We start from the raw sequence: 25,169 nt of genomic DNA, 5'->3' as shown, positions 1-25,169 counted from the left end.
CGGTATGAGCGTGCCGACGAATTCCTCACCGTCGCCAAGGCATTGTGGGACAGCTGGGAGAGCGAGGCCATCCTCGCCGACAAGGCAACGGGCCGCTATGCCGACCCGACGCGCCTTCACGCCATCGGCCACGCAGGTACCCACTTCAAGGTCGGGGGCGCCCTCAACGTCGAGCGTCCGCCGCAGGGCCATCCATTGCTGGTGCAGGCCGGCTCGTCGGAGGACGGCAAGGCCTTCGCCGCCCGGCACGCGGAGGCGATCTTCACCGCCCATCAGACCTATGAACGCGCGGCGGACTTCTACCGCGACATCAAGGCACGTACGACGGCAGCGGGTCGAGACCCCGACGGCGTGCTCGTGCTGCCGGGCATCGTGCCGTTCATCGGGTCGACCGAGGAGGAAGCCAGCGAGCTGGCACGGCAGTACGACGAGCTCCGCATTCCCGAATACGGTCTGGCGCAACTAGCATGGAACTTCGAGGTCGAGCCGTCGGTGTTCGAGCTGGACGCACAGTTACCCGACTTCATCCTGGCCCGACCGAAACTCGAAGGCTCGCAGAGCAGATCAGACCTCATCATCGAGCTGGCGGTCCGTGAGAACCTCACCGTCCGCGAGATCCTCTCGCGCCTCGGCGGTGGTCGCGGCCACTTCACCTTCGTCGGCACCCCCGACCAGGCGGCCGATACGATCATCTCCTGGTTCGAGGGTGGCGCCGCCGACGGATTCAACATCATGGCACCGGGACTACCGTCCGAGTTGGAGACCTTCGTCGAGCAGGTGCTGCCGATCCTGCGGAGCAAGGGACTCTTCCGCGAGGACTACGAGGGCACGACCCTACGCGAACACTACGGTCTCGCAGTTCCTGCGAACCAGTTCGCCCGCGATGCCTAAGGACGTTCCGCCCGCGCTGTCGATCACGGGACTGCGCAAGGTCTATCGCGGTGGCGTGACTGCGGTCTCGAACCTCGATCTGAAACTCGACGACGGCGCATTCTTCGGCCTGCTCGGGCCGAACGGCGCAGGCAAGACGACGTTGATCGGGTCGGTGAGCAACGTCGTCCGACCGTCGGCCGGTGATCTCAAGGTCTTCGGTCACGACTACCGGACCAGGGAAGCCCGCCGACTGATCGGGTTGGCCGAACAGGACATCAACGTCGATCGCTTCCTGTCGGTCCGGCAACTGCTCGTCTACCACGCGGGGTACCACGGCATCGGGCGTAGGACGGCCACCCGCCGTGCCGACGAATTGCTCGGACTCTTCGGCCTCGAGCACAAGGCCGACGGACGAGCCTACGAGCTGTCCGGTGGCATGCAACGCCGACTCGTGCTCGCACGCGCGCTGATTCACCAACCTCGCTTGCTGATCCTCGATGAACCAACGGCTGGTGTCGACGTCGCACTGCGGTCCGAGATCTGGACGTTCATGAAGGGGCTCAACGCGGCAGGTACGACGATCCTCCTGACTACTCACTACCTGGAGGAAGCCGAGACGCTGTGTGACGAGATCGCCCTGATCGCGGCGGGCCGGATCGTGGACCGCGGCTCGGCGACGTCCCTGCGCAACAGGTATCAGGCGCGCGACATTGCCGAGGTCTACGACCGCGCCATGGCGGCGGAGGTTGTCTAGTGGGTACCGCAGGCATTGATCAGATCAGGCCGTACGACGAGCCGTTCGAAGCCGAGCGGGCTCCGTTCCTGTGGTTGGTGGAGCGGGAGGTGTTGCGGTTCATCAACATCTGGCAGTACGCGATCGCGGGTCCGGTGCTTTCGACGATCCTGTTCGTGATCGTCTTCGGCTCGGCGTTGGGCCAGCGCGTCGCGCCAATCGACGGCGTTGCCTACGGCCAGTTCATCGTGCCGGGCCTCTTCGCGCAGGCGGTCCTGAACGTCGGCTTCTTCAACGGGACGACGAGCCTTTTCGAAGCGCGCCGCGACAAGTACGTCAACGACGTCTTCGCCAGCCCCCTGCGGTGGTGGGAGATCAACGCGGCCCTGGTCACCGGGGGAATGGTCCGCGGCACGATCGTCGGGGCCGGAGTGCTCGCCATCGCACTGCCGCTCACCCACATCAACGGGGTGGCCCGACCAGTCGTCTTCGTATTCGGCACGCTCGGAGTGCTTCTGGTGGCCGGTCAGGTCGGCGTGATCGCGGGTGCGCTGGCCAAGTCGCTGGACCACGTCTACTCGATGGAGGCGATCGTCCTTCTGCCCCTCGGGTTCCTCGGCGGAGTCTTCTATTCCGTCGCAGAACTACCAGGAATCTGGGACACACTGAGCCGCCTCAACCCCGTCTTCTGGTTGGTGCAGGTGGAGCGAATCGGCGTGCTGGGACATAGCGATGTCGACGCGGCGTCGGCGCTCATCGTGGTGTGGGCCATCGCCGCGGCGCTCTCGGTCTGGTCCGCGCTCATCTTCGGCACCAATCGACTCAAGGCATAGTAAGGAACGACATGTCGAATAGCGCTAGCCACCAGACACTCTCGACCGACGTGTTGGTCATCGGCGGCGGCCCGGCCGGAACCTGGGCTGCGATCAAGGCGGCGCAGGCAGGCGTCGACGTCGTGCTAGCGGACAAGGGATACACGGGCTCCAGCGGAGCGACCGCGTCAGTCGGCACCGGCGTCTGGTACGTCGATGACGTGCCCGAGTTGCGCGAAGCGGCGATGGCCAGCCGGGAGGCTCTCGGCGGCCACCTCGCGGAGCGGGACTGGATGGCGCGCGTGCTCGACGAGACCCACGCCAGGATGGACGAGCTCGCCACGGTTCAGCGCTACCCATTTCCGGTGACGGCGGACGGTCGATCGATCAGGGACGACGTACAGGGCCCGGAGTACATGCGCAGGCAACGCACCCGCGTCCAGCGCCTCGGGGTCCGCATCCTCGACCACACCCCGGCACTGGAGCTGCTCGTCGACGCGGACGGCGTGGTATCGGGAGCCGTTGCGCTGGAACGCAGCTCGGGTCGCACCGTCCGGATCGAGGCCGGGGCGGTGGTTCTCGCTGCCGGAGGGTGCGCGTTCCAGTCCAAGACACTCGGCTGTGACGTCAACACCGGTGACGGCGCGCTGATGGCCGTCGAAGCAGGCGCGGTGCTGTCCGGGATGGAGTTCTCGAACTCGTTCGCCATCGCACCGAAGGGAACCTCGCTGACCAAGACTGCCTACTACTCCTGGGCAACGTTCTACCGTGGCGATCACACCGTGATCGAGGGCGCCGGTGGCGCTCGTGGTCGATCCGTGATCGCCAAGACTCTCCGTGAGGAGCCGGTGTTCGCAAAGATCGACCGCGCGAGCGAGGACGAGCGACGCGCGATGCGCAAGGGCCAGCCCAACTTCTTCCTCGTCTTCGACCGACTGGGTATCGACCCCTTCACCGACTTCTTCGAGATCACTCTGGTGGCGGAGGGGACTGTCCGCGGAACCGGCGGCGTTCGGATCGCGGACGACGAATGCGCCACCGACGTGCCAGGGCTCTACGCCGCGGGGGACACCGCGACGCGAGAACTGATCTGCGGCGGCTTCACCGGTGGGGGGAGCCACAACGCGGCCTGGGCGGCGTCCTCGGGCAGCTGGGCGGGACGTGGCGCGGCGAGTTTCGCGACCCGCCGGGGCGTGCGGCCGTCGGAACTGCGCGCCGTCGGGCGGGTCGGTCTTCGCCCCGACGGGCCGATCGGCCTCGACTACCGGGAAGTGACCAACGCAGTCCAACGCCACGTACTGCCGCACGAAGTCAACTTCGTCCGCCACGGCGACCATCTGCGTCCTGCCCTGCAGTCGCTGCACGACACGTGGTCAGCGGTACGCGAAAGGCTCGGTGCCACGGGCGAAGACGCCTTCCGGGCGCGGGAGGCTGCCGCGATGGTGGCTCACGCCCGCTGGATGTACCACGCTGCGCTTGAACGCACCGAGACGCGCGGCATGCACAAGCGCAGCGACCACGCCGCACCGGATCCCGCCCAGCACCACCGGTTGCTGACCGGTGGCCTCGACACGTTGTGGACCCGACCCGAGAAGGTGCGCGCCGACTCGGTCGGTGGGCGAGCGGCGTGATCGAGGTCGTCGCGGCCGAACGTTGCATCGGTTGCGACCGCTGTGTCGAGGTGTGTCCGACCCGCGTGTTCGACCGCGGCGCTGACGGAGTGCCGATCATCGCCCGCCACGACAGCTGCCAGACCTGCTTTCAATGTGAGGCGTACTGCCCGACCGACGCGCTGTTCGTCGCGCCGTTGACGACCCCCGCACCCGCGGGTTCGGACTTCCGCGACGCCTCGACGCTGGAAGCTGCTGGGTTCCTCGGCGGCTACCGGCGGGAGCTGGGCTGGGGAGGCGGTCGAGTGCTGGGCGCACGCACCGCCGTCGGCCCGGTATATCCGGACTGATACCCATACTCGATGCCATGAAGGGCCCGTCCGAAGGTGGTGGCTAGCGGTCGTCGTCGCGGGCGCGCCCCCGCCACGCGCGGTACCCTCGGTGCGCGGCGAAGGCGCCGATGACCGCGGTCACGCACCACACCGCGATCGCCGTGTACGCCAACGGCGCCGACAGATCACCGATCGACGCGCCAAGTGCGGTGTAGACGAACGCCCGTGGCGCCGAACCGATGAATGCGCCAACGGCCATCTGCCACAACGGAACCCCGAAGGCGCCGAATGTGTAGGACGCCAGCGCATCGGAGATGCCCGGTACGAATCGCTGGCCGACGACCGCCCACAGCCCGCGCCGCTGAACGTGGTCGTCCAGGCGGTCGGCGCGATCCGCGCCCAACAGCACCCGAGCGCTGTCCCGCCCCGCCCGCCGTCCGAGGAGGCTGGTGATGCACGCGGTGCCGACGGCGGAGAACAGCGTGACGAACGTCCCGAGTACGGGTCCGAACAACACCCCGCTGGCCGCCGCCAGGATTGGGCCGGGCACGAAGATGGCGCCGAGCAGCGCCGAGACGAGGACGTAGGTCAGCGGCGCGGCGGGACCCGTGGCGTCCACGACGCGCCGGACGGCGTCGACGTCGACGATCCGCGTGACGGCCACCAGGTAGAACAACCCGAGCAGAAACACGACGAACACCGCGAGTCGGATGACGTGGCGCCGCCGGGAGGGCGTGGCGGCAGCACCGTCGTTGTCGGTCACGGCGCCGGCTACCAGTTGCTCGGCGCGTAGTCCTTCAAGAAGCAGCCGTACACGTCCTCGCCGGACTCCCCGCGCACGATCGGGTCGTAGACGCGCGCGGCGCCGTCGACGAGGTCGAGCGGGGCATGAAAACCCTCGTCGGCGAGCCGCATCTTGGTGGGGTGCGGGCGCTCGTCGGTGATCCACCCCGTGTCGACGGCGGTCATGAGGATGCCGTCCCGCTCGAGCATCTCGCCTGCGCTGGTCCGGGTCAGCATGTTCAGCGCCGCCTTGGCCATGTTGGTGTGCGGGTGCCCCGGACCCTTGTAGGCGCGGCTGAACTGGCCCTCCATCGCGGAGACGTTCACCACGTACTTGCGCCGGGCGGTCGCCGCGGCCATCGCCGGGCGCAGCCGGCTGACCAGAATGAAGGGCGCGGTCTGGTTGCACAGCTGCACCTCGAGCAGCTCCATCGCGTCGACCTCGTGCACGCGTTGGGTCCAGCTGTTGATCGACGCGGTGTCGGGGAGCAGCCCGCCGGCGTCGATGGCGATACCCGCGGCGATCCGGTCGGGGGACGCGCTGCGGGCGGTGAGCGCCAGTTCGGTCAAGGCGTGCGGCGTCTGGTGCTCGGCGAGGCTGCCGGCGAGGGCAGCGGGGTGGGCGTCGCTGACGTGGTCGAACGTGATCACTCCCGCCACCCCCGAGACCAGCTCGGGTGGTGTAGTGCGCTCCGCCTCGACCAGCGCGGCATACGAACCGGGGGAGCGGCGCACCGTCTGCGCTGCGTTGTTGATCAGAATGTCGAGCGGCCCCTGCTCGGCCACCGCGTCGGCCAACGCGACGACCTGGGCCGGATCGCGGAGGTCGATGCCCACCACTCGAAGGCGGTGCAACCAGTCGGCGCTGTCGGGCATCGCGGCGAAGCGGCGCACGGCGTCGTTGGGGAAACGCGTGGTGATGGTCGTGTGGGCGCCGTCGCGGAGCAGACGCAGCGCGATGTACATGCCGATCTTGGCGCGCCCGCCCGTCAGCAGGGCGCGGCGGCCGGTGAGGTCGGTGCGGGCGTCGCGCTTGGCTCGGTTGAACGCCGCGCAGTCGGGGCAGAGCTGGTGATAGAACGCGTCGACCTGCGTGTAGTGGTTCTTGCACGTGTAGCAGGCCCGCGAGCGCAGCAGCGTGCCCGCGCTGGCGCCGTGCGCGGTCGACACCAGCGGCAGGCCCTGCGTCTCGTCGTCGATGCGGCCGGGGGCGCCGGTGGCGGTGGCGGCGATGACCGCGCGGTCGGCGGTGGCCACGGCATCCCGCCTGGCATGGCGGCGGGCCTGCTTGACGGCCTTGAAGACGCCCGCGGTGGCCCGTCGTACGGCGACGGCGTCGGGGTGCTCGGAGGGCAGCGATCCGATCTCGGACAGCACCCGAAGGCACGTCTCGAGGTCCTCCGGATCGATCGCGGTCACGCAGGAAGAGTACTGGCAGGCCCCCGGAGGGCAGGAGCGCAGCGACCGGGGAGTGATGCAAAGCTCCGATTCCTACAGGTTGACGACGGTGCCCGCGGTCGGATCGACCTTCCCGTCCAGCAGCTCGAGGTAGGCCCGCTGGATCTCGTCCTCGGTCGACACCGATTCGACCCGCAGCCACTCCGACGCCCACCGAGCGAACGGCGCCCACGCGTCGGCCACGTTCTGGTCGAGTTGGGCGGTTCCCCAGTCGGCGCCGCGCTTCTTGATGCGGTCGGGCGCGAAGAAGAACACCGGACTCGGGCCCTCGAGTTCGGCGGACCCTTGCGTCATTTGGGTCCAATGGGTCACGCCGACCGCGGCGCTGTGCGCGAGCCGGTCGCCGTAATGCGCGTGGACGGCGGTGCGGACCGCGCCGTCACCCGAGATGTCGACGTACACGGCCCGCTTGCCAGGGAGCCGGGCCACTTCGTCATAGAGAGCCACCGTGTCGTAGACGTTGAGGCTCTCGACGAACTCGCGGTTGCCCGCTGACGTCAGCCCGACGACCTCGATGCCCTCGCGCCTGGCGAGGAGGTATGCCGCGATGATCGCCGTCTTGGACGAGGCACTGGAGATGACGATCGTCTCGGCCCCGAAGAAGTCCTCGTCGGCGAGGAAGTCATCGAGGAGGTAGGAGGTGAAGAACAGCGGGAAGAACAGGATGTGCTCGGCCTCGAGGTCGGCCGAGTAGACGGGGTCGGTAGCGACGTCGCGATAACCCTGGTAGGCCGACGGCAGACTGCGCCGGTGCGGCGCCGAGTCGACGAAGCCCTTGGCGTCGATCCGATCGGGCACGACCAGCAGATGGCTTGCGCACGGGAGGTAGCCGTAGACGCGCGTCCCCTTCGCGAGATCGGGGTGGCGGGACTCCTCGACGTGCGCATAGCCCCAAACGTTGAGCTTTCCCCAGCCCGGATCCGAGGCCGGGAAGAACGCCCAGTAGCTCATCGCCTCGCCGAACACGGCGTAGGTGATGTTGTTGGAGGTCAACCCGAACGACTCGACGCGAAGGAGCGCCTCCCCGTCGGCCGGCGACGGCGGGTCGGCCACCACGAAGCGGCTGTCGTGTAGGTCCTTGCGGTTCAGTTCGAAGTCCACGTCCTCAGCCTAGGCGCCGACGTAGTCCGCGAGATGCTCACCGGTGAGGGTGGAACGCGTGGCGGCGAGATCGGCCGGCGTGCCTTCGAAGACCACCCGACCGCCGTCGTGCCCCGCCCCTGGGCCCAGGTCGATGATCCAGTCGGCGTGCGCCATCACCGCCTGGTGATGCTCGATGACGATGACCGACTTGCCCTCCTCGACGAGCCGGTCGAGCAGGGCCAGCAGTTGTTCGACGTCCGCGAGGTGCAGGCCGGTGGTGGGCTCGTCGAGCACCAGGACGTCACCCTTGTCGCCCAGTTGGGTGGCGAGCTTGAGCCGCTGCCGTTCGCCACCCGACAGCGTGGTCAGCGGTTGCCCCAGCTGCAGGTAGCCGAGTCCGACGTCGACGAGTCGGCCAAGGATCTTTTGCGCAGCAGGGGTTTTCGCCTCGGCGCTGCCATCCCCCGGGTCGCTTCGCTCCTGCCCACCGCCACCGAAGAACGCGAAAGCGTCGGTCACCGACATCGCAAGCACCTCGCTGATGTCCCTGCCGCCGAATCGATACTCCAGCACCGAGGTATCGAACCGCTTGCCCTCGCACACCTCACACGTGGTGGCGACTCCGGCCATCATCGCCAGATCGGTGTAGATGACACCGACGCCCTTGCAGTTGGGGCAGGCGCCCTCCGAATTCGCGCTGAACAGTGCGGGTTTGACGTCGTTGGCCTTGGCGAACGCCTTGCGGATCGGTTCGAGTAGGCCCGTGTAGGTGGCCGGGTTGCTTCGCCGTGAACCTCGGATTGGGGACTGGTCGACCGCAACCACCCCGTCACGGTCTGCGACCGAGCCGTCGATCAACGAACTCTTTCCCGACCCGGCGACCCCCGTCAGGACCACCAGCACGCCGAGCGGGATGTCGACGTCGATGCCCTGCAGGTTGTGAGTGTCCGCGCCCCGCACCGCCAGCGCGCCCGTCGGCGTCCGCACCGACTTCTTGATGGCTACCCGGTCGTCCAGATGACGGCCGGTGAGGGTGCCGCTCTTGCGCAGATCGTCGAAGGTGCCCTCGAAGACCACCTCGCCACCGGCGGTGCCGGCTCCGGGTCCGAGGTCGACCACGTGGTCGGCGATCGCGATCATCTCGGGTTTGTGCTCCACGACGAGCACCGTGTTGCCCTTGTCGCGCAACTGCACCAACAGCTGGTTCATGCGCTGAATGTCGTGTGGGTGAAGGCCGATGGTCGGCTCGTCGAACACGTACGTGACATCGGTGAGCGAGGATCCCAGATGCCGAATCATCTTGACGCGCTGAGCCTCTCCGCCCGAGAGGGTGCCCGCCGACCGGTCGAGACTGAGGTAGCCGAGGCCGATCCCGACGAACGCGTCCAGAACGTCGCGCAACGCGTCGAGCAGTGGCTGCACCGACGGTTCGTCGAGAGCACCCACCCACTTGGCGAGATCGCTGATCTGCATCGCGCACGCCTCGGCGATGTTGACCTTGCCGATCTTCGATGACCGCGCTGCCTCGGCCAGCCGGGTGCCATCGCAGTCGGGGCAGACGGCGAACGTCACCGCGCGCTCCACGAACGCGCGGACGTGCGGCTGGAGGGCGTCGATGTCCTTGGCCAGGTAGGACTTCTGGAGCTGCGGTATCAGGCCGGCATAGGTCAGGTTGATGCCGTCGACCTGGATCTTGGTGGGCTCCCGGTACAGCAGGTCGTTGAGTTCCTTCTTGGTGAACTTGCTGACCGGCTTGTCCGGGTCGAAGTAGCCGCAGCCGCGGTAGATGCGGCCATACCAGCCGTCCATGCTGTAGCCGGGAATCGTGATCGCGCCATCGTTGAGCGACTTGTCCTCGTCGTAGAGCGCGGTCAGATCGATGTCGCTGACCGAGCCGCGGCCCTCGCACCGCGAGCACATGCCGCCGACGATGCTGAAGCTGCGCTTCTCCTTCGTCTGACGACCGCCCTTTGCGATGGTGACCGCACCGGCTCCGCTGATGGAGGCGACGTTGAACGAAAACGCCTGGGGCGAGCCGATGTGAGGCTTGCCGAGCCTGCTGAACAGGATCCGCAGCATCGCTCCCGTATCGGTCGCGGTGCCGACGGTGGAGCGCGGATCGGCGCCCATCCGCTGCTGGTCGATGATGATCGCGGTGGTCAGCCCGTCCAGCAGGTCGACCTCCGGCCGCGCCAGAGTCGGCATGAAGCCCTGAACGAACGCGCTGTAGGTCTCGTTGATCATCCGCTGGGACTCCGCGGCGATCGTGTTGAACACCAGCGAGCTCTTGCCAGAGCCGGAGACCCCGGTGAACACCGTGAGCCTGCGCTTCGGGAGTTCGACGCTGACGTCCTTGAGGTTGTTCTCCCGCGCCCCCCGAACGCGGATCAGGTCATGGCTGTCGGCGACGTGAGCCGCCATCAGCGCTCCTGCTGGATCTTGATCACCGACGCGTCGTAGATCGATTGAATCGCTGCGTCGAGAGTCGCGGTGAACTGCTCATCGGACTGCTGGTCCGTCAAACCCTCGGTCAGGGCGCGGCTGAAGCTCGCGACGAGGCCGGCGTTCTCGGCGAGCAACGCGTCGGCCTCGTCCCGCGAATATCCACCGGAGAGGGCCACCACGCGCATCACCTTCGGGTGCTCCAGTAGCGGCAGATAGTGGTCGGTCACCGTGGGCAGCGAGATCTTCAGCATCACCAGCTGGCCGTCGGGGATGCCGTCGAGCTGAGTTCCGATCGCGTCCCGCAGGATGTCCTCGGCTTCTGCCTTGTCCGGGATCGTGATGGTCACCTCGGGTTCGAGGATCGGAACCAGGCCGTGGTTCAGCACCTGCTTGGCAACGTCGAATTGCTGCGTGACGATGTCGGTGATGCCCTTCGCGTCCGCCGCGCCGATCACGGAACGTTCCTTGGTGCCGAAGATGCCCTTGCCTGCCGCCCGAACCAGCAGGTCGTCGAGGTCGGGGATGGGCTTCATCAGCTGCACGCCATCCGCCGCGTCACTCAACCCCTTGTCGATCTTCAGAAACGGCACCACGCCCTTGTCATCCCAGAGGTAGGTCGCCGAGGGTTTGCCGCCGATGTCGCGGTCCATCGTCTCCTCGAAGAGGATGGCGCCAAGGATGCGGTTTCCGGTGAAGACCGGCGACGTCACGATTCTCGAGCGCATCGCGTGGATCAGGTCGAACATCTCGGCATCGGACGTGTAGGAACCATCTTCGATCCCGTACAGCCGCAAGGCCTTCGGCGTAGATCCGCCACTTTGATCGAGCGCGGCGATGAAACCCTTGCCGGACGTCATCCGCTCGGCCTGGGTGAGATTGTTCATGGCGTGAGCATATTCCCCGGGTGGAGGATGATGGTCCGGATGTACGTTCCCGCTCACTTCGCGCCCGACGACGACGCGGTCCACGAGCTTCTCTCACGGCATGACGCCGCCGACCTCGTCACCGCGGGACCCGAGGGTCTCGAGGCCACCATGTTGCCCTTCGTGTACGACCGTGAACGTCGAACGCTGCAGGGCCATTTCGCGCGCAACAACGAGCACTGGCGCCGCGTGGATGGTCGGGAGGCGCTGGTGATCGTCCGCGGCTCGGACTCCTACGTCACGCCGAACTGGTATCCGTCCAAGGCCGAGCACGGTCGGGTGGTGCCGACGTGGAACTACGTGGTCGCCCACGTCCACGGCACGGTGACCATCCACGACGACACGGCCTGGCTCGGCGACCTCGTCCGCCGTCTCACCGATCTCCACGAGGCACGACGGCCTTCGCCATGGTCGGTCGACGACGCCCCGGAGAAGTTCGTTGCCGGACAGTTACGCGCAATCGTCGGTATCGAGGTGGCGATCACCCGCATCGAGGCCAAGTTCAAACTCAGCCAGAACCGGCCTGCGGCCGACGTCGACGGCGTCGTCGCGGGCCTGCGTGCCGATGGCGACGAGCGCAGTGCGAAGGCGGTGGAGGCTCATCGGCCCGCTCGAGACTGAAACCCTTGACAGCTAGCTCCCAGGCTTCTCTCGCGATGTCCGTAGAGGCCGCACGGCAAGGAATGTGCCGATAGGCTAAGCCGTTGCTGGAGCCGCTTTCCTAGTGAGTTTGCCTATGCCCAATTGGACGTGTCGGTGGTGAGCCGCGAGCCCGAGGCTCGGGCGGTGACCGACTTCATGGCGTCGGCAGGTAGTGATCCTTCGGCGCTGTTGATCGCGGGCGAACCTGGGATCGGGAAGACCACGGCGTGGCTGGCGGCGGTGGAGTTGGCCCGTCAGCGCGGCTTTCGAGTGTTGTCGGCGCGCGCTGCGGCTGCGGAATCGGTACTGGCGTATGGCGCGCTGGCCGACTTGCTGGCCGGGGTCGATGCGGCCGCGTTGGCAGACTTGCCGAACCCCCAGCGGCTCGCGGTAGACCGGATCCTCCTGCGCGCCAGCGTGGATGGATCCGCGGTCGATCAGCACGCGGTGTCGGCTGGTTTCCTATCGATCCTGGAGCGGCTGGGGGAAGAGTCGCCGCTGTTGGTGGCGATCGACGACCTGCAGTGGCTCGATCCCTCGAGTGCGCAGGTGATCGCGTTCGCCGTCCGGCGGCTCACCGGCCCGGTGGGCGTACTGGGTACCGTGCGCGGCGATGCTGACGGCGCGGTCGCCTGGCTGCAGTTGCCCACGCTCGATTCGATCACGCGAATTACGCTGCGTCCGTTAGCGGTTGGCGCTTTGCATTCGTTGATCTCGGAGCGGCTTGGGCGCTCGTTTTCGCGTCCGACGATGGTGCGGATCCACGAGGTCTCAGGTGGTAACCCCTTCTACGCCATCGAACTGGCACGGGGTATCGACGGCGCGCCGCCCGGCGCTGACCCGCCGCTGCCGAGGTCGCTCGCGGAGTTGGTACGGAGCCGGCTCGGCAGCCTCACCGCCGATGTGCGAGATGCATTGCTGGCCACGGCTTGTCTGGCCGACCCGACCATCGCCTTGGTGTCGATGGCGATCGATACCGACCCAGATCGGCTGGTCGACCTCCTCGCGGAGGCCGAGGATGAGGGTGTCGTGGTGATCGACGGCAACCGGCTTCGATTCACCCACCCGTTACTGGCCACCGGGGTTCACACCGCCGCCGCGCCGGCGCGGCGGCGGATGCTGCACCGCCGCTTGGGGGAGATCGTGGACCAACCCGAGCTGCGCGCCCGCCACCTCGCCTTGAGTGCGACCAGCCCCGATCCGCTGACGCTCGAGGCGCTCGATATCGCGGCGGAGTCGGCGCGCAGCCGTGGGGCGCCCGCGGCCGCCGCCGAACTACTCGACTTGGCCCTCCGGCTCGGTGGCGATTCGCCGCAGCGCCGAATGCGTTCGGCCGCACACCATTTCGATGCCGGAGATCCCGGTCGGGCCGCAACGCTGCTCGGGGAGACCATCGAGCGGCTGGAACCCGGGACGCTGCGGGCTCAAGCGCGGTGCCAACTCGCCATGGTGCAACTGTTCGACGACAGCTTCGTCGAGGCCGCGGACTTGCTGCAACGGGCGCTCGCGGAGACCGGGGAAGACCTCACCTTGCAGGTGCAGACGCAGGTGGCGCTGTCGTGGGCGTTGGTCAATTCCGGTCACCTCGGCGCTGCCGTCGACACCGTCGAGGACGCCGTTGCCCACGCCGAGCGGCTCGGGCAACCGGAGCTACTGAGTCAGGCGCTCAGCTTGCGGGTGATCATGCACTTCATGCGCGGAGACGCCATCGACGAGCCCAGCCTGTGCCGCGCCCTCGAGCTGGAGGGTCGCGACGCGAACATCCCGCTGCCATTCCGTCCCAGCATGCAAAACGCCATGATGCTGGCCTGGACGGGGCAGCTCGATCGGGCGCACGACGAGATGCTGTCCATCCGGCGCCGCTGCCTCGAGCGCGGCGACGAGATCGATCTCGTCTACGCCGCGTTTCACGCCGTCCTGATCGCGATCTGGCGAGGCGACCTCATCGAGGCGATGCTCGTCGCCGAGGACGCCGTGGAACGCGCGACGCAGCTAGGTGGAGACGTGTCCCTGTCCGTGGCGTTGACGATCCGGGCCGCGGCTGCCGCCTACGGCGGCCGCGAGGAGGACGCGCGCCGAGACCTTGCCGAGGCCTTGGCGGCCAGCCGGCGCTGCGGCTCGTACCGGCTGGCGGAGTGGCCCATCACCATCCTGGGGTTTCTGGAGCTGTCGCTCGGCAACCATCAGGAAGTGCTCACCGCACTCGAGCCACTTCTTTCGCACCTCGACGCCGCGCCGGAGGCGACGGAGATCGTGGCCGCGTCGTTCTTGCCCGACACGGTCGAGGCGATGATCCAGTTGGGCCGACTCGCCGAGGCGGCGCCGCTGATCGAAACGTTGGAGCGCAACGGGTGCCGACGCGACCGGGCCTGGATGTTGGCTGTCGGTGCCCGCTGTCGCGCCATGCTGCTGGCCGCTCAGGGTGATCTCGAGGCGGCGGTGGACGCCGCTGAGCGAGCAATGGTCGAGCACAAGCGCCTGCTCATGCCGTTCGAGCGTGCGCGCACCCAGCTGCTGCTCGGCCAACTCCAGCGGCGGCAGCGCCAAAAAGATTCTGCCACAGCTACTCTCGGTGAGGCACTGCACACCTTCGAGGGTCTGCAAACCCCCCTGTGGGCAGACCGGGTCCGCGGCGAATTGGCCAGAACCAAGGTCGGACTCAGCGGCCGCACCGCGCAGCAGCTGACTCCTTCGGAGCAGCGGGTGGCAGAGCTGGCGGCATCGGGGATGACCAACCGCGAGATCGCCACCGCGCTGTTCATCAGCCCCAAGACCGTCGACGTCAACCTGTACCGGGTCTACCGCAAGCTCGACATCAAATCCCGGAACCTCCTGGCCGGCCGATTGGGCACTCAAGCGAACCCGTAACGCCCACTGAACCCAGATTTTGTAGTGAAATTCCTTATTCCTTCCCACACCGTGGCTCATTAGCGTCGACCCTGCAGGAGATCCGACGACGTCGGACTAGATGTCCTGGTCATCGGGGTTCAGCAGCGACTGTGGGGGATGTGAATGTCGAACCGCAGCAGGGCCATCGGCATCGGCGGCCGCGGCAACGGTGGTCGGCATCGGCACGCACGAACACCGGCTCGTCCATTGCATGAGCTCGGCAGCGCCGTCGTCTCACACCTACATTGGAGGACTCACAATGTCGAACCGTAGCAAGGCAATTGGCGTCGGTGGCCGAGTCGGCGGTGGTCGCCACCGATGCGCGCCGCGGCCGGCGCGCAGTTTGACGGCGGTCGCGATCAGTGGGGCCGGGATGCTTTTGGCCGCTCCGGCGGCGGCGTTGCTGGCTGCTCCGGGCCAGGCGCAGGCCGCTCCGCTGTGCGTCCCGCCGACGGTGATTTGCACTGCGTCGGGAGCGGTATCACCGGTCGTCGGCAGCCTGTTCGGCACTGCGTTCGCCGCCGCAGATCCGTTCTTGGACACGGCCGGTCAGATCCCGATCCTCAACATCTTCATCGGCAACGGCGCCGCGGGCACCGCACTGCACCCCGACGGTGGCAACGCCGGGATCTTCTTCGGCAACGGCGGGGCCGGTTTCAGCCCCACCACCGCCGGTGCCGCCGGCGGCAACGGCGGCAGTGCCGGATTCTTCGGCAACGGCGGGAACGGCGGCAACGGCACTGCCGGTGCCCTCGGCATCGATGGTGGCGGCCCCGGCGTCGACGGCACGGCCGGCGGAGCGGGCGGAGTCGGGGGCCACGGCGGGGCCGGCGGCCTGTTTTTCGGCGCCGGCGGGGCCGGCGGGGCCGGCGGCGCTGGCGGTAAGGGCGGCGCGGGCGTGGACGGGTCACCCGGAGATGCCGCAACGACACCGGGTGACTCGGGCGGCGACGGCGGCTTCGGCGGGTTCGGTGGTGACGGCGGTGCGGGTGGCAACGCGGGTGCCGGTGGCGCCTCAGGGTTCTTCGGCGCCGCCGGTACGGCAGGCACCAACGGCGACGGCGGTGCAGGCGGCAACGCCGGAGCAGGTGGCGCCGGTGGCGCCGGTGCCCGCGGCAGCGATGCGGTCATTCTCGTCGGCACGACGCAGGCGGTTGGACGCCCCGGTGGGGCTGGAGGTAACGGCCAACCGGGCGGCATCGGTGGGTCCGGCGGCCAGCCAGGTGTCGGCGGCACTGGCGGCGTAGCTGGGGTCGAGGGCCACGACGGTGCCGGTGGCCAAGGCGGAGCCGGTGGCCGTGGCGGTGACGGGTTCTTCAACGGCTCCGCTCCTGCCTCGGCATCGCCCGGCGGCATAGGCGGTGCCGGCGGGGACGGCGGCATCGGAGCCGGCGATGGCAACGGCGGCAACGGCGGCAACGGCGGCCAAGGACAAGACAGTTATCCCGACGCCCACACCCAAGGCGGCGCCGGCGGGAATGGCGGGTCCAGCTACAGCGGCACCGGCGGCACCGGCGGCACCGGTGGTTTTGGTGCAACCAACAACACCAACGGAGTCACCACGGGTGGCACCGGCGGCACCGGCGGCAACTCCGCGATAGGCCACGGCGGCTACGGCGGCAACGGCGGCGACGGCCAAACTTCCGGCACCAACGGAAACGCCACCGGCGGTGCCGGTGGTGCCGGCGGCAACTCCGTCTTTGCAGGGGTTGGCGGCAACGGCGGTAACGGTGGCACGGGCCTCAGCCAGGGCACCAACGGAAACGCCACCGGCGGCAATGGCGGCACCGGCGGCAGCCCCGGGGGAACCGGCGGAACGGGCGGAACCGGCACCGGGGGCGCAGGAGGTACCGGAACCAACGGCAGCGACGGTGCCAACGGGTGACCCTGGTGAGCTTCGGTGGCCCGAATCACATCGTCCCGCTGGGCTGTTGACCGGTCGACCGTGCAGCGCTGTTCATCAGCCCGAACCGTCGACGTCAACCTGTATCGGGTCTACCGCAAGCTCGACATCCAATCCCGCGCTCAACTGGCGCGGCGATCGATCATTCGCCCCGAGGCGTAGCCGTGGCCGTCTCCAATCTGTAGGGATATTCCTTATTCCCCTTCCCGGTCGTGGGTCCTTAGTGTCGACTTCGGCTCCACAGAAACCCGCACGTCGGGCAACTTCCTGGGGCTAGCGTCAGGGCTGGGCAACGATGTCAAAGGGGGGCGTGTGATGAAGCGATTACGGAACGTGGTCGTAGGTGTGGCGGTGCTGATCGCCGGTGTGGTCGGACTGTTCCTGCCAGTGTCGGTGTGGGACGGCCATAGTTCCACCGTCGCATGCGGAAACGCGGTGGTGGCCGATGAGTCCGGACCCCGGGCGGCGAACGACACCCCCGTGGCCAGTGCTCCCGTCCTGGACCAGGCCGTGCCTCATCCCGATTTCGTCGCCGAGTGTGATTCCGCGATTTCCGGGCGGCGGCACTGGGCCATCCCGTTGGTGATCGTCGGGCTGGCCGGTGCCCTTCTCGGATTCGCGGCTCGCGGTCGCCGCGGTGTCGCGTCAGGTGGTCGTTGACGGGCTTGGGCACGTCCGGGCGGAGGTAACAGAACCGCCATCAATAGTCACACCGCAGAAACAGAAACGGTATACCGTTCGGTCTTGGCACGGTGAAGACACACCTGGCGCCGTGACCCAGGAACGGAGGCTGTTGCGTCCGATGAGCGCCCCGTCAAGCCCGCTGCTGGACCCGGGGGCCAGCCCGCTCGATCCGCGTCAGCGTGCGGTCGTGCAGCGAGTCTCTGACGCCGAACGCGCCCACATCCTGGCACTGCCAAGCAACGACCCGCTCGATGCAAAACTGCATCTTCGCGTTCAGGCGACAGGACCGGAACTGTTTGGCCAGCCGGCGGCAATTCGCTCGACGTTGGCACTCAACGCAACAGCTCTCGGCGCCATCGCCGACCGACTGGCCGCAGACGTGCGCAGGGTCGTCTTGGTGGGTTGCGGTGACTCGCTGGCGGTGATGGTAGCGGCCCGACAGGCACTCGAGTGCATGCTCGGCGTACCCTGCGAGCCCGTCCAGAGCCTTGAGTTCGCGTACTACGAAGCAGACTTGGCAGACGACGCCACCGCTGTCATCGCACTCTCGAGCTCGGGAGAGACGACGCGGACGGTAGAAGCGCTACTCATGGCTCAAAATCGTGGATCGTATACCGTTGCCATCACCAATACCGCGGGTTCAACGCTGCAGGCCGAGGCGAACATTGCGCTGAAGGTCGAGGCGACCCGGGTCGGCTGGCCCACTCAATCGTCCACCGCGGCCCTGGCTCTGCTACTCGAACTCGCCATCCGGGTGGGCGAGCGGCGTGTTCCGACCCAGGCAGCAGCCCTGCGCGCGGCGTTCGACGGTCTTCCCGACGTGATGGCTCAGGTGCTGGACCGGATTGATCCGGTGATTGCCGACATTGCCGAGGCCGAGGTCGGGGCAGGTGTGAAGAACGTGCTGTTCTCCGGAGCTGGGCCGAATCTCGCGTCGGCGATCGTCGGCTCGGCCAAGGTCAAGGAGTGCACGACGCTGCACGCGCTGGACATCCAGGTCGAGGAGTACCACCACTACAACTCCCAGAAGGCGGGCGAGCCGCTCTTCCTGTTCGCCCCGTCGGGCCCCTCGGTGCCGCGTGCCGTCGACACCGGTCGGGACGCGCTGCGCTGGGGTGGTCGGCTCTATGTCGTCACCACCGAGGGCGAGCGGGCCTTCGACGACTCCGCAGGCCGGGTAATCACGATGCCACCCGTGCCGGAGGCGCTCTCGCCTCTGCTCTACCTGCTGGTCGCCCAACTGGTCGGCTACCACCTCGGACTGAGCTGCTACGCAGCGGCGGCGCGTGATGAGTGAACCAGCGACCCTGATCTGCGTCGGCAACCTCACCGTCGACGAGGCCGTCTCCCCAACGGGTGAGCGGGTCGAGTCGATCGGTGGGGATGCTCTGTTCGCCGCGCTCGCCGCGCGAGTGGCAGGCGGACACCCGGTGATACTTGCCCCGCTGGGCCTCGACGCACCTCCCGAGCTGCTGGCTGCGATCCGGTCAGCCGGCACCGACCCCGAATCGCTGCCGAAGCGCGATCTTCCCCTGGTGCGCAACGTGATTCGCTACGACAACGCCGACGGCAGGGTGTGGGATCTGCTCCTCGGCGAGGAGCACTTCGAGGCGCTCTCCGTGCACCCGGCCGACGTGTCCCTGGACGCACTGTCGGCCGGTGGAGTGCTGCTGTCCGCCATGGCGCTGCACGCCCAACTCGAGCTGTCCTCGTGGCTGCGGTCCCGCACCGCGGCCACGATCTACTTCGACCCGCAGGAGGACTACATCGCGGGTCACGAGCCTGCGCTGAAAGACGCCGTCCGGGCCTGCGACGTCTTCCTGCCCAGCGAGGTCGAAGCCGTTGCGCTGGCGGGCAGTTCCGATCTGGAGGCCGCAGCCGCCACCTTTCTGGAGCTCGGTCCGCGGGCCGTCGTGATCAAGCGGGCCGCCGCGGGTTGCCTGGTGGCGACCAGGGAGCACCCCGAACCGATCGTGGTTCCCACGGACGCCGTCGCACGGGTGGACAGCACCGGAGCGGGCGACGCATTCTGCGGGGCGTTCGCCGCCGAACACCTCCGCAGCGGCGACGCCTACGCCGCCGCCCGCGTCGGCGGGGCCGCCGCCCGCATCGCGGTCGGTGGACCGGGCGTCAGCGCGCTGCTCGCCGCCGTCACGGCGGAGAGCGGGGTGGATCGATGACCCGCATCACGGTGATCAACCCGAACACCTCATCCGAGCTGACGGAAACGATAGCCATTGCTGCGCAATGGGTCTCGGGTACTGGCGTGACAGTCGTCGGCGTCAACCCCACGGTAGGGGTACCGAGCGTGGAGAGCCATGCCGAGGAGACGTATGCCGCCGTCGGTGTACTCGAGCAGGTGCGCGAGCACCAGGCCGACACCGACGCGTATGTCATCGCCTGCTTCGGCGACACCGGAGTGGAGGCCGCCAGGGAGGTCGCCACGTGCCCCGTGGTCGGGATGACGGAGGCGGCGCTGCAAACCGCGTGTCTGGTCGCACATCGTTTCGTAGTCATCACCCTGCCCCCGCGCACGATTGCCCACAGTGACCGCGTCGTCCGTGCGCTCGGGCTCGAGCGTCGCTGTGCCGTCGTGGCCGTCGACGTGCCGGTAACTGAGTTGGTGGGGGGATCGACCCACCTGATCGAGACGTTCACCGAGGCCGCCCGCGCCGCGATGGCCACCCACGGGGCAGAGGCCGTCGTTTTGGGCTGCGCCGGTCTTGCCGACCTCGTCGGGCCGCTGTCCCGTGCGCTGGACGTGCCAGTCATCGACGGGGTCGCCGCCGCCGTCGGCATCGCGAGCGGCCTGGTGGCGATGGGTCTGAACACGTCGCGCGCGAACACCTTTGCCGCCGTACCCGACCTGCCCGCCTTCGAGTTGCGCGAGGGGGAGCGGCGGTGAGCGTTCTCTTTCGTAGGGTGTTCGTCTACGACGCCGCTGCGTCGACCGCGATGACCGGGCCGGTGGACGTGCTCGTCGACGGTGACCGGATCACTGCCATGGGCGACGACCTGGTCGCGGCGCCCGACGCCAGGATCGTCGACGGCGGCGGCCGACATCTGTTGGTGCCCGGGCTGATCAATGCGCACTTCCACTCACCGGCCAACCACCTAAAGGGTTCGGTCCGCAGCCTGCCGCTGGAACTCTTCATGCTCTTCGAGTCGCCGTCTGACCCCGACCTGATGCCCAGTCCGCGGGAGGCCTACCTGCGGACGATGCTCGGCGCCATCGAGATGCTGCAACGCGGCATCACGTGTGTCCAGGACGACGCGTTCCTCATGCCCTTCCCCGACCCGGAAATCATCGATGCGGTGGCTGCGGCCTACCGCGACAGTGGCATTCGGGCATTCCTGGCACTGGATCAGCCGGAGCTGACCGAGCTCGAGAAGCTGCCCTTCGTCACCGAACTCGCCGCCGACGTCCAAGAGGCGTTCGGCGCCGCGGCCCCCGCGCAAGCCGCCCAACTCCTCGAGGCCTACGACCACCTGATCGGCACCTGGCACGGCGCGGCGGACGACCGCATCAGGGCTGCCGTCTCGATCTCCGCGCCGCAGCGCGTCAGCCTGGAGTACTTCGCTGCACTCGACGACCTTGCCGAACGCTACGGCCTTCCGCTCTACGCGCACATGCTGGAGACCAAGGTGCAGCGCACCCTGATGACCGAGCAGTCCCGGTTCGCGGGCCGATCACTGATCCAGTACACAGCCGCCGCAGGGCTTCTCAAGCCGCACACCAACGTGATTCACGCGGTCTGGGTTGACGACGACGACCTCGACACGCTCGCCGACGCCGGGTCGACAGTGGTGCACAACCCCGTCAGCAACCTGCGACTCGGCAGCGGCGTGCTGCCGTGGCGCGCCATGCTCGACCGAGGCATCCCGGTTGCACTCGGGACCGACGAGGCGATCTGCGACGACTCGATCAACGTGTGGACCGTCGCCAAGACGGCCGGTCTGATCCACAACGTCGCCGGGCTCGACAGCGACGACTGGCCAGCGGCCACCGAGGTTCTCAACGCGCTGTGGCGCGGTGGTGCCAGGGCGACGAGGCGGTCCGACGACCTCGGGGCCGTCGCGCCGGGCATGCTCGCCGACCTGGCACTCGTCGATCTGCACGCCATCGCGTTCACACCACTCAACGACCTACGGGAGCAACTGGTGCACTGCGAAGACGGCCGAGACGTCGTGCTGACGATGGTGGCGGGCCGCGTGGTCGCCGAACACGGCCACGTCACCACCGTCGACGAGACCGCACTGCTCGACGAGGCGCGCGAGTTGTTCGCCGGGAAACTGCCTGCGATCCAGGCGGCGCGGGCCGGCAGCGACGAGGTGTTCGGTGCTTATCAGCACATCGTCCGCCGCGCGGCCGCCACGGATGTCGGCTTCAGCCGTTGGCTGGCGCCATGACCATCGATCGCGCGACGAATCCGGCCGGCTACGGCTACACCCCGCTACCCTCCCGGCCGGTAGGCACCTGGCCGAACGGTGCCAGGCTCGCGCTGGTCGTGTGCGTCGGCATCGAGTCCTACCGCTTCGGCGACGGCCGCCTAGAGGACGTGCTGGCCGGCGTGCCGGGACCCGATCTGGTGAACACGGCGTGGCGGGACTACGGGAACCGCGTCGGCGCCTTCCGACTGTTCGAATTGCTTCGGCGCCTTGGCATCCCGCCGACGGTGCTGCTGAACACCGACGTCTACGACGAGGCACCCGAGGTCATGGTGGCGGCCCGCGCGGCGGCCGCGGAGATCGTCGGGCACGGTCGTTCGAACTCGGATTCGCTGTCTGGGATGGCGCCCGACACCGAGCGCGCCTACCTTGCTGACGTCGCCGACCGCATTCGCGCCGAGGAGGGCGTGGCGCCCGGCGGATGGTCGAGCCCCTGGCTCAGTCACACCCCATCCACTCTGACCCTGTTGGTAGACAACGGTTACCAGTACCTCCTCGACCTACGGCTCGACGATCAGCCCGTCTGGCTGAACACCGAATCCGGTCCGCTGCTGAGCATCCCGTACGCCACCGAGCTCAACGACTCCTCGACGATGGTTGGTCGCAGTGTCCTTGCGCGCGACTTCGCCGACATGATCGACGACGAGTTCGCGGAGCTGCACGCGGCGGCCGCCGACACCCCGTTGGTGATGAGCGTGGTGCTGCACTCGTTCATCAGCGGGGTGCCGTTCCGCCTGCGGCCGATCGGTCGAGCCCTAGAGCGCATCGCCGCCAGTGAGGGCGTTTGGCTGACCACGCCGCGCGAGATCCATCGGGCCGTCGTCGATTCTCCTGAGCTGTTCTCGTGACTGACCCAGCGGCCACCCCGGTAGCAGTGATCGACGACTTCTCGCTGTCCCTGGTGCGCAACGGCGTCAGAAGTGACGTCCTCAAGCACGTCGACCTGCAGATCAGATCCGGTGAGATTCTCGGGCTGGTCGGTGAGTCCGGTTCCGGCAAGAGCGTTCTCGCGCTCAGCCTGCTGGGAATGCTTCCTCCGGAATCGCATCCCGTCACCGAGGGTGGGGTCACGGTCAGCGGAGTTGACCTGCTGCACGCCGGTCGCGGCGAACTGCGCCGGGTGCGTCGCGAGGTGCTCGGTGCGATCTTCCAGGATCCGATGACGTCACTCAACCCGACGATGCGCATCGGCAGACAGATCGGCGAGTCGACGCACGACGACGCCGAGTCGGTCCGGCTGCTCGAGACCGTCGGTGTCCGCGACGCCGCACTACGCCTGCGCGTCTACCCGCACGAACTCTCCGGTGGACTACGGCAGCGGGTGATGGCAGCCATCGCGGTCGCGGGACGCCCGCGACTGATCGTCGCCGACGAGCCCACCACTGCACTCGACGTCACCGTGCAGGCGCAACTGCTGGATCTGCTGCGCGAGTTGCGCGACGACTTCGGCTGCTCGGTACTGCTGATCACCCACGACCTCGGCGTCGCCGACCAGATCGCCGACCGACTCGCGGTTCTTCATCACGGTGAACTGGTTGAGATCGGCAAGGCAGCCGACGTGGTGCGCACTCCACAGCACCCCTACACCCGCTCACTGCTGGCGTCCCGGCTGACGCTGACGATGCCGCGCGACGAGCGGTTCACTGAATCGGACCTGGGGCCATCGCAACCCGCCGTCTCGATCCGCGACCTCCGCAAGACGTTCGGCGTGGGACGGGGGCGCCGCCGGCACGAGATCACCGCCGTCGACGGTGTCAACCTCGAGATCGGGGCAGGCGAGGCGTTGGCGGTGGTCGGGGAGAGCGGGTCGGGCAAGTCGACGCTGCTCCGGATCGTCGCAGGACTCGAAGGGCCCACGTCCGGGTCCGTCACGCTGGCGGGTGACGGCGGACCGCAGATGGTGTTCCAGGACGCGGGTTCGTCGCTCACGCCGTGGCTCAGTGTCGGCGAGACACTCGGCGACCGGTTGCGCCCGCTGAAGCTGTCCCGCAACGACGTTCGAGACCGCGTCAGCGAGGCGCTCGCTGCCGTCGACCTGCCGCCCGAGGTGGCGAAGGCCCGCCCCGGCGAGCTGTCGGGCGGTCAGCGCCAGCGGGTCGGCCTGGCCCGCGCGACGATGGTCCCGCCGTCGGTACTCCTGTGCGACGAACCGACGAGCGCGCTCGACGCGTCGCTCGCCAAGAGCGTGCTGGCCCTCATCCGGGATCTCCGGGCGCGGATCGGCATGACGGTCCTCTTCGTCACCCACGACCTGGCCGTCGCTCGTCTGATGGGTGACCGCATCGCCGTGATGCAGGCGGGCCGCATCGTCGAGCTGGGCCTCGCCGAGCAGGTGGTCTCCGATCCGGGTGAGGCCTACACCCGCACCCTGCTCGCCGCGGTGCCGGAGATCGCGTCATGACATCGACACTGGTACCCCGCTGGCGCTCGCGCCCCGTGTCGGTAGGCGGCGCCCACCTCGCGAGGCCGACGGCGTGGGCCGTTATCGGGCTCCTGGTCTTGGTGACTCTCGTTGCCGGGTTCGCCAAGGTGCTCGCCCCGTACAACCCGATCCAGCCGGTCGGTGCCCTCAACCTGCCGCCGTTGAGCCAAGGACACCCGCTCGGCACCGATGGGATCGGTCGAGACCTGTTGTCCCGTACGCTGATCGGAATCCAGGTGAGTTGGCTGAGCGCGCTGGTGGTGGTCGCGAGCGGGCTGCTCATCGGCGGCACCATCGGCCTGATCGCCGGCGCGACGGGCGGCTGGGTCGACTCCCTGCTCCTCATGCGCATCACGGATCTGTTCCTCGCGCTGCCCGGCGCCCTGGTGGCGATCGCCATCGTCGCCGCGCTGGGCTCCGGGCTGACCAACACCCTGATCGGGGTGGCACTCGTCTGGTGGCCGTACTACGCCCGCATCGTGCGAGGCGAGGTCAAGGCGCTCGCCGCCCGCCCGCACGTCGAGGCCGCCAGGCTGGCCAAGACCAGCAGGACCCGCATCCTGACGCGCCACCTGCTGCCCGGCGTCGTGCCGACGGCGGTCGTCACCGCCAGCCTCGACATCGGCAACGTCGTGCTTCTGCTCGCCGCGCTGTCGTTCCTCGGACTCGGCAGACAGGCGCCGGCACCTGAACTCGGCGCGGACACCGCGCGTACCCTGAGCCAGCTGCTGAGCCAGTGGTGGGTGCCAGGCATCCCCGGTCTGGCGGTGCTGCTGCTCACCCTGATCGCGAACCTCGGTGGCGATGCCATCCGCAGCCTCATCCCGGTGCGGAGGTAGCGATGACGTACTTTCTCGTCCGCAGGGTGTCGGCCGCCGCGCTGATCCTGCTGATCCTCTCGTTCGTCATCTTCCTTCTGCAGTCGGTATCGCCGGGAGATCCCGCCCGCGCCTACGTGGGAGCCAATGCCTCGAACGCGATGGTCGCCGCGGAACGGCAGCGACTCGGCCTGAACGATCCGCTGTTCGAGCAGTTCGCGCGGTTCGTCGGCGGCCTCTTCACCGGCGATCTCGGCCGATCGCTGCGGACCAGGCAACCCGTCACCGCCGACATCGCCACCTACCTGCC

Annotated in this window: 21 protein-coding genes and 1 pseudogene; 17 read left to right on the top strand and 5 right to left on the bottom strand. The window is 68.2% G+C overall.

Going from position 1 to position 25,169, the window contains the following annotated elements; genetic code table 11:
* The 5 genes from QOD90_RS19505 to QOD90_RS19485 form a co-directional block, all read left to right on the top strand.
* A partial coding sequence (locus tag QOD90_RS19505; protein WP_526352476.1) for an NtaA/DmoA family FMN-dependent monooxygenase occupies window positions 1-891 on the top strand: 891 nt, incomplete at its 5' end.
* On the top strand, window positions 884-1,627 hold the full coding sequence (locus tag QOD90_RS19500; protein WP_526352475.1) for an ATP-binding cassette domain-containing protein: 744 nt from the start codon (window positions 884-886) through the stop codon (window positions 1,625-1,627). The genes QOD90_RS19505 and QOD90_RS19500, both read left to right, overlap by 8 nt.
* Window positions 1,627-2,439: an ABC transporter permease gene (locus QOD90_RS19495; RefSeq protein ID WP_526352474.1), complete on the top strand. Its 813-nt coding sequence runs from the start codon at window positions 1,627-1,629 to the stop codon at window positions 2,437-2,439. The genes QOD90_RS19500 and QOD90_RS19495 overlap by 1 nt, the downstream gene beginning before the upstream one ends.
* Window positions 2,440-2,450: 11 nt before the next feature.
* A complete protein-coding gene (locus QOD90_RS19490) occupies window positions 2,451-4,049 on the top strand; it encodes an FAD-dependent oxidoreductase (RefSeq protein ID WP_526352473.1) in 1,599 nt (532 codons plus the stop codon).
* Entirely contained in the window at window positions 4,046-4,378 is a 333-nt protein-coding gene (locus QOD90_RS19485; protein ID WP_526352472.1) for a 4Fe-4S binding protein, read from the top strand. Before QOD90_RS19490 ends, QOD90_RS19485 begins: the two co-directional genes overlap by 4 nt.
* A 43-nt stretch (window positions 4,379-4,421) precedes the next feature.
* Here QOD90_RS19485 and QOD90_RS19480 read toward each other — a convergent pair whose 3' ends face one another.
* The 5 genes from QOD90_RS19480 to QOD90_RS19460 all read right to left on the bottom strand — a co-directional run bounded on the left by QOD90_RS19480 (window position 4,422) and on the right by QOD90_RS19460 (window position 11,013).
* Window positions 4,422-5,123 (bottom strand): TVP38/TMEM64 family protein, encoded by a 702-nt coding sequence (locus QOD90_RS19480; protein WP_526352471.1) that lies wholly within the window; start codon window positions 5,121-5,123, stop codon window positions 4,422-4,424.
* 8 nt (window positions 5,124-5,131) lie between these two features.
* Window positions 5,132-6,562: an SDR family NAD(P)-dependent oxidoreductase gene (locus tag QOD90_RS19475; protein ID WP_526352470.1), complete on the bottom strand. Its 1,431-nt coding sequence runs from the start codon at window positions 6,560-6,562 to the stop codon at window positions 5,132-5,134.
* 72 nt (window positions 6,563-6,634) lie between these two features.
* Window positions 6,635-7,702, bottom strand: a complete 1,068-nt coding sequence (locus QOD90_RS19470; RefSeq protein WP_526352469.1) for a DUF2855 family protein — start codon at window positions 7,700-7,702, stop codon at window positions 6,635-6,637.
* Between the two features lie 9 nt (window positions 7,703-7,711).
* The gene (locus QOD90_RS19465; RefSeq protein ID WP_526352468.1) at window positions 7,712-10,105 is read right to left on the bottom strand and encodes an ATP-binding cassette domain-containing protein; all 2,394 of its coding nucleotides are present in this window, start codon (window positions 10,103-10,105) and stop codon (window positions 7,712-7,714) included.
* Entirely contained in the window at window positions 10,105-11,013 is a 909-nt protein-coding gene (locus QOD90_RS19460) for a fructose bisphosphate aldolase (RefSeq protein ID WP_526352467.1), read from the bottom strand. The genes QOD90_RS19465 and QOD90_RS19460 overlap by 1 nt, the downstream gene beginning before the upstream one ends.
* Window positions 11,014-11,052: 39 nt before the next feature.
* On the opposite strand from QOD90_RS19460, the gene QOD90_RS19455 reads away from it, so the two are divergent.
* The 12 genes and pseudogenes from QOD90_RS19455 to QOD90_RS19400 form a co-directional block, all read left to right on the top strand.
* Window positions 11,053-11,673, top strand: coding sequence for an FMN-binding negative transcriptional regulator (locus QOD90_RS19455; protein WP_526352466.1), 621 nt, complete (start codon window positions 11,053-11,055; stop codon window positions 11,671-11,673).
* 138 nt (window positions 11,674-11,811) lie between these two features.
* Window positions 11,812-14,562, top strand: a complete 2,751-nt coding sequence (locus tag QOD90_RS19450) for an ATP-binding protein (protein WP_526352465.1) — start codon at window positions 11,812-11,814, stop codon at window positions 14,560-14,562.
* Between the two features lie 280 nt (window positions 14,563-14,842).
* Window positions 14,843-16,468 carry a PGRS repeat-containing protein gene (locus QOD90_RS19445; RefSeq protein WP_526352464.1) on the top strand — a complete coding sequence of 542 codons (1,626 nt, stop codon included), beginning with the start codon at window positions 14,843-14,845 and terminating at the stop codon, window positions 16,466-16,468.
* Between the two features lie 333 nt (window positions 16,469-16,801).
* The gene (locus tag QOD90_RS19440) at window positions 16,802-17,146 is read left to right on the top strand and encodes an aminopeptidase (protein ID WP_526352463.1); all 345 of its coding nucleotides are present in this window, start codon (window positions 16,802-16,804) and stop codon (window positions 17,144-17,146) included.
* Window positions 17,147-17,288: 142 nt separating this feature from the next.
* Complete coding sequence (locus tag QOD90_RS19435) at window positions 17,289-18,467, top strand: SIS domain-containing protein (protein WP_526352462.1); 1,179 nt, start codon at window positions 17,289-17,291, stop codon at window positions 18,465-18,467.
* Entirely contained in the window at window positions 18,460-19,350 is an 891-nt protein-coding gene (locus tag QOD90_RS19430; protein WP_526352461.1) for a carbohydrate kinase family protein, read from the top strand. The genes QOD90_RS19435 and QOD90_RS19430 overlap by 8 nt, the downstream gene beginning before the upstream one ends.
* Window positions 19,347-20,075, top strand: coding sequence for an aspartate/glutamate racemase family protein (locus QOD90_RS19425; RefSeq protein ID WP_526352460.1), 729 nt, complete (start codon window positions 19,347-19,349; stop codon window positions 20,073-20,075). The genes QOD90_RS19430 and QOD90_RS19425 overlap by 4 nt, the downstream gene beginning before the upstream one ends.
* Window positions 20,072-21,580, top strand: coding sequence for an amidohydrolase family protein (locus tag QOD90_RS19420; protein WP_526352459.1), 1,509 nt, complete (start codon window positions 20,072-20,074; stop codon window positions 21,578-21,580). Before QOD90_RS19425 ends, QOD90_RS19420 begins: the two co-directional genes overlap by 4 nt.
* Window positions 21,577-22,467 (top strand): polysaccharide deacetylase family protein, encoded by an 891-nt coding sequence (locus tag QOD90_RS19415; RefSeq protein WP_526352458.1) that lies wholly within the window; start codon window positions 21,577-21,579, stop codon window positions 22,465-22,467. Before QOD90_RS19420 ends, QOD90_RS19415 begins: the two co-directional genes overlap by 4 nt.
* A complete protein-coding gene (locus tag QOD90_RS19410) occupies window positions 22,464-24,020 on the top strand; it encodes an ATP-binding cassette domain-containing protein (protein WP_526352457.1) in 1,557 nt (518 codons plus the stop codon). The genes QOD90_RS19415 and QOD90_RS19410 overlap by 4 nt, the downstream gene beginning before the upstream one ends.
* Complete coding sequence (locus QOD90_RS19405; RefSeq protein WP_526352456.1) at window positions 24,017-24,880, top strand: ABC transporter permease; 864 nt, start codon at window positions 24,017-24,019, stop codon at window positions 24,878-24,880. The genes QOD90_RS19410 and QOD90_RS19405 overlap by 4 nt, the downstream gene beginning before the upstream one ends.
* Before the next feature lie 2 nt (window positions 24,881-24,882).
* Window positions 24,883-25,169, top strand: a pseudogene (locus QOD90_RS19400) (ABC transporter permease); the annotation flags it as partial.

Origin of the sequence: Mycobacterium sp., from assembly GCF_032161845.1 — a bacterium.
Lineage (GTDB): Bacteria > Actinomycetota > Actinomycetes > Mycobacteriales > Mycobacteriaceae > Mycobacterium.
This window is presented reverse-complemented; position numbering and strand designations above follow the sequence as displayed.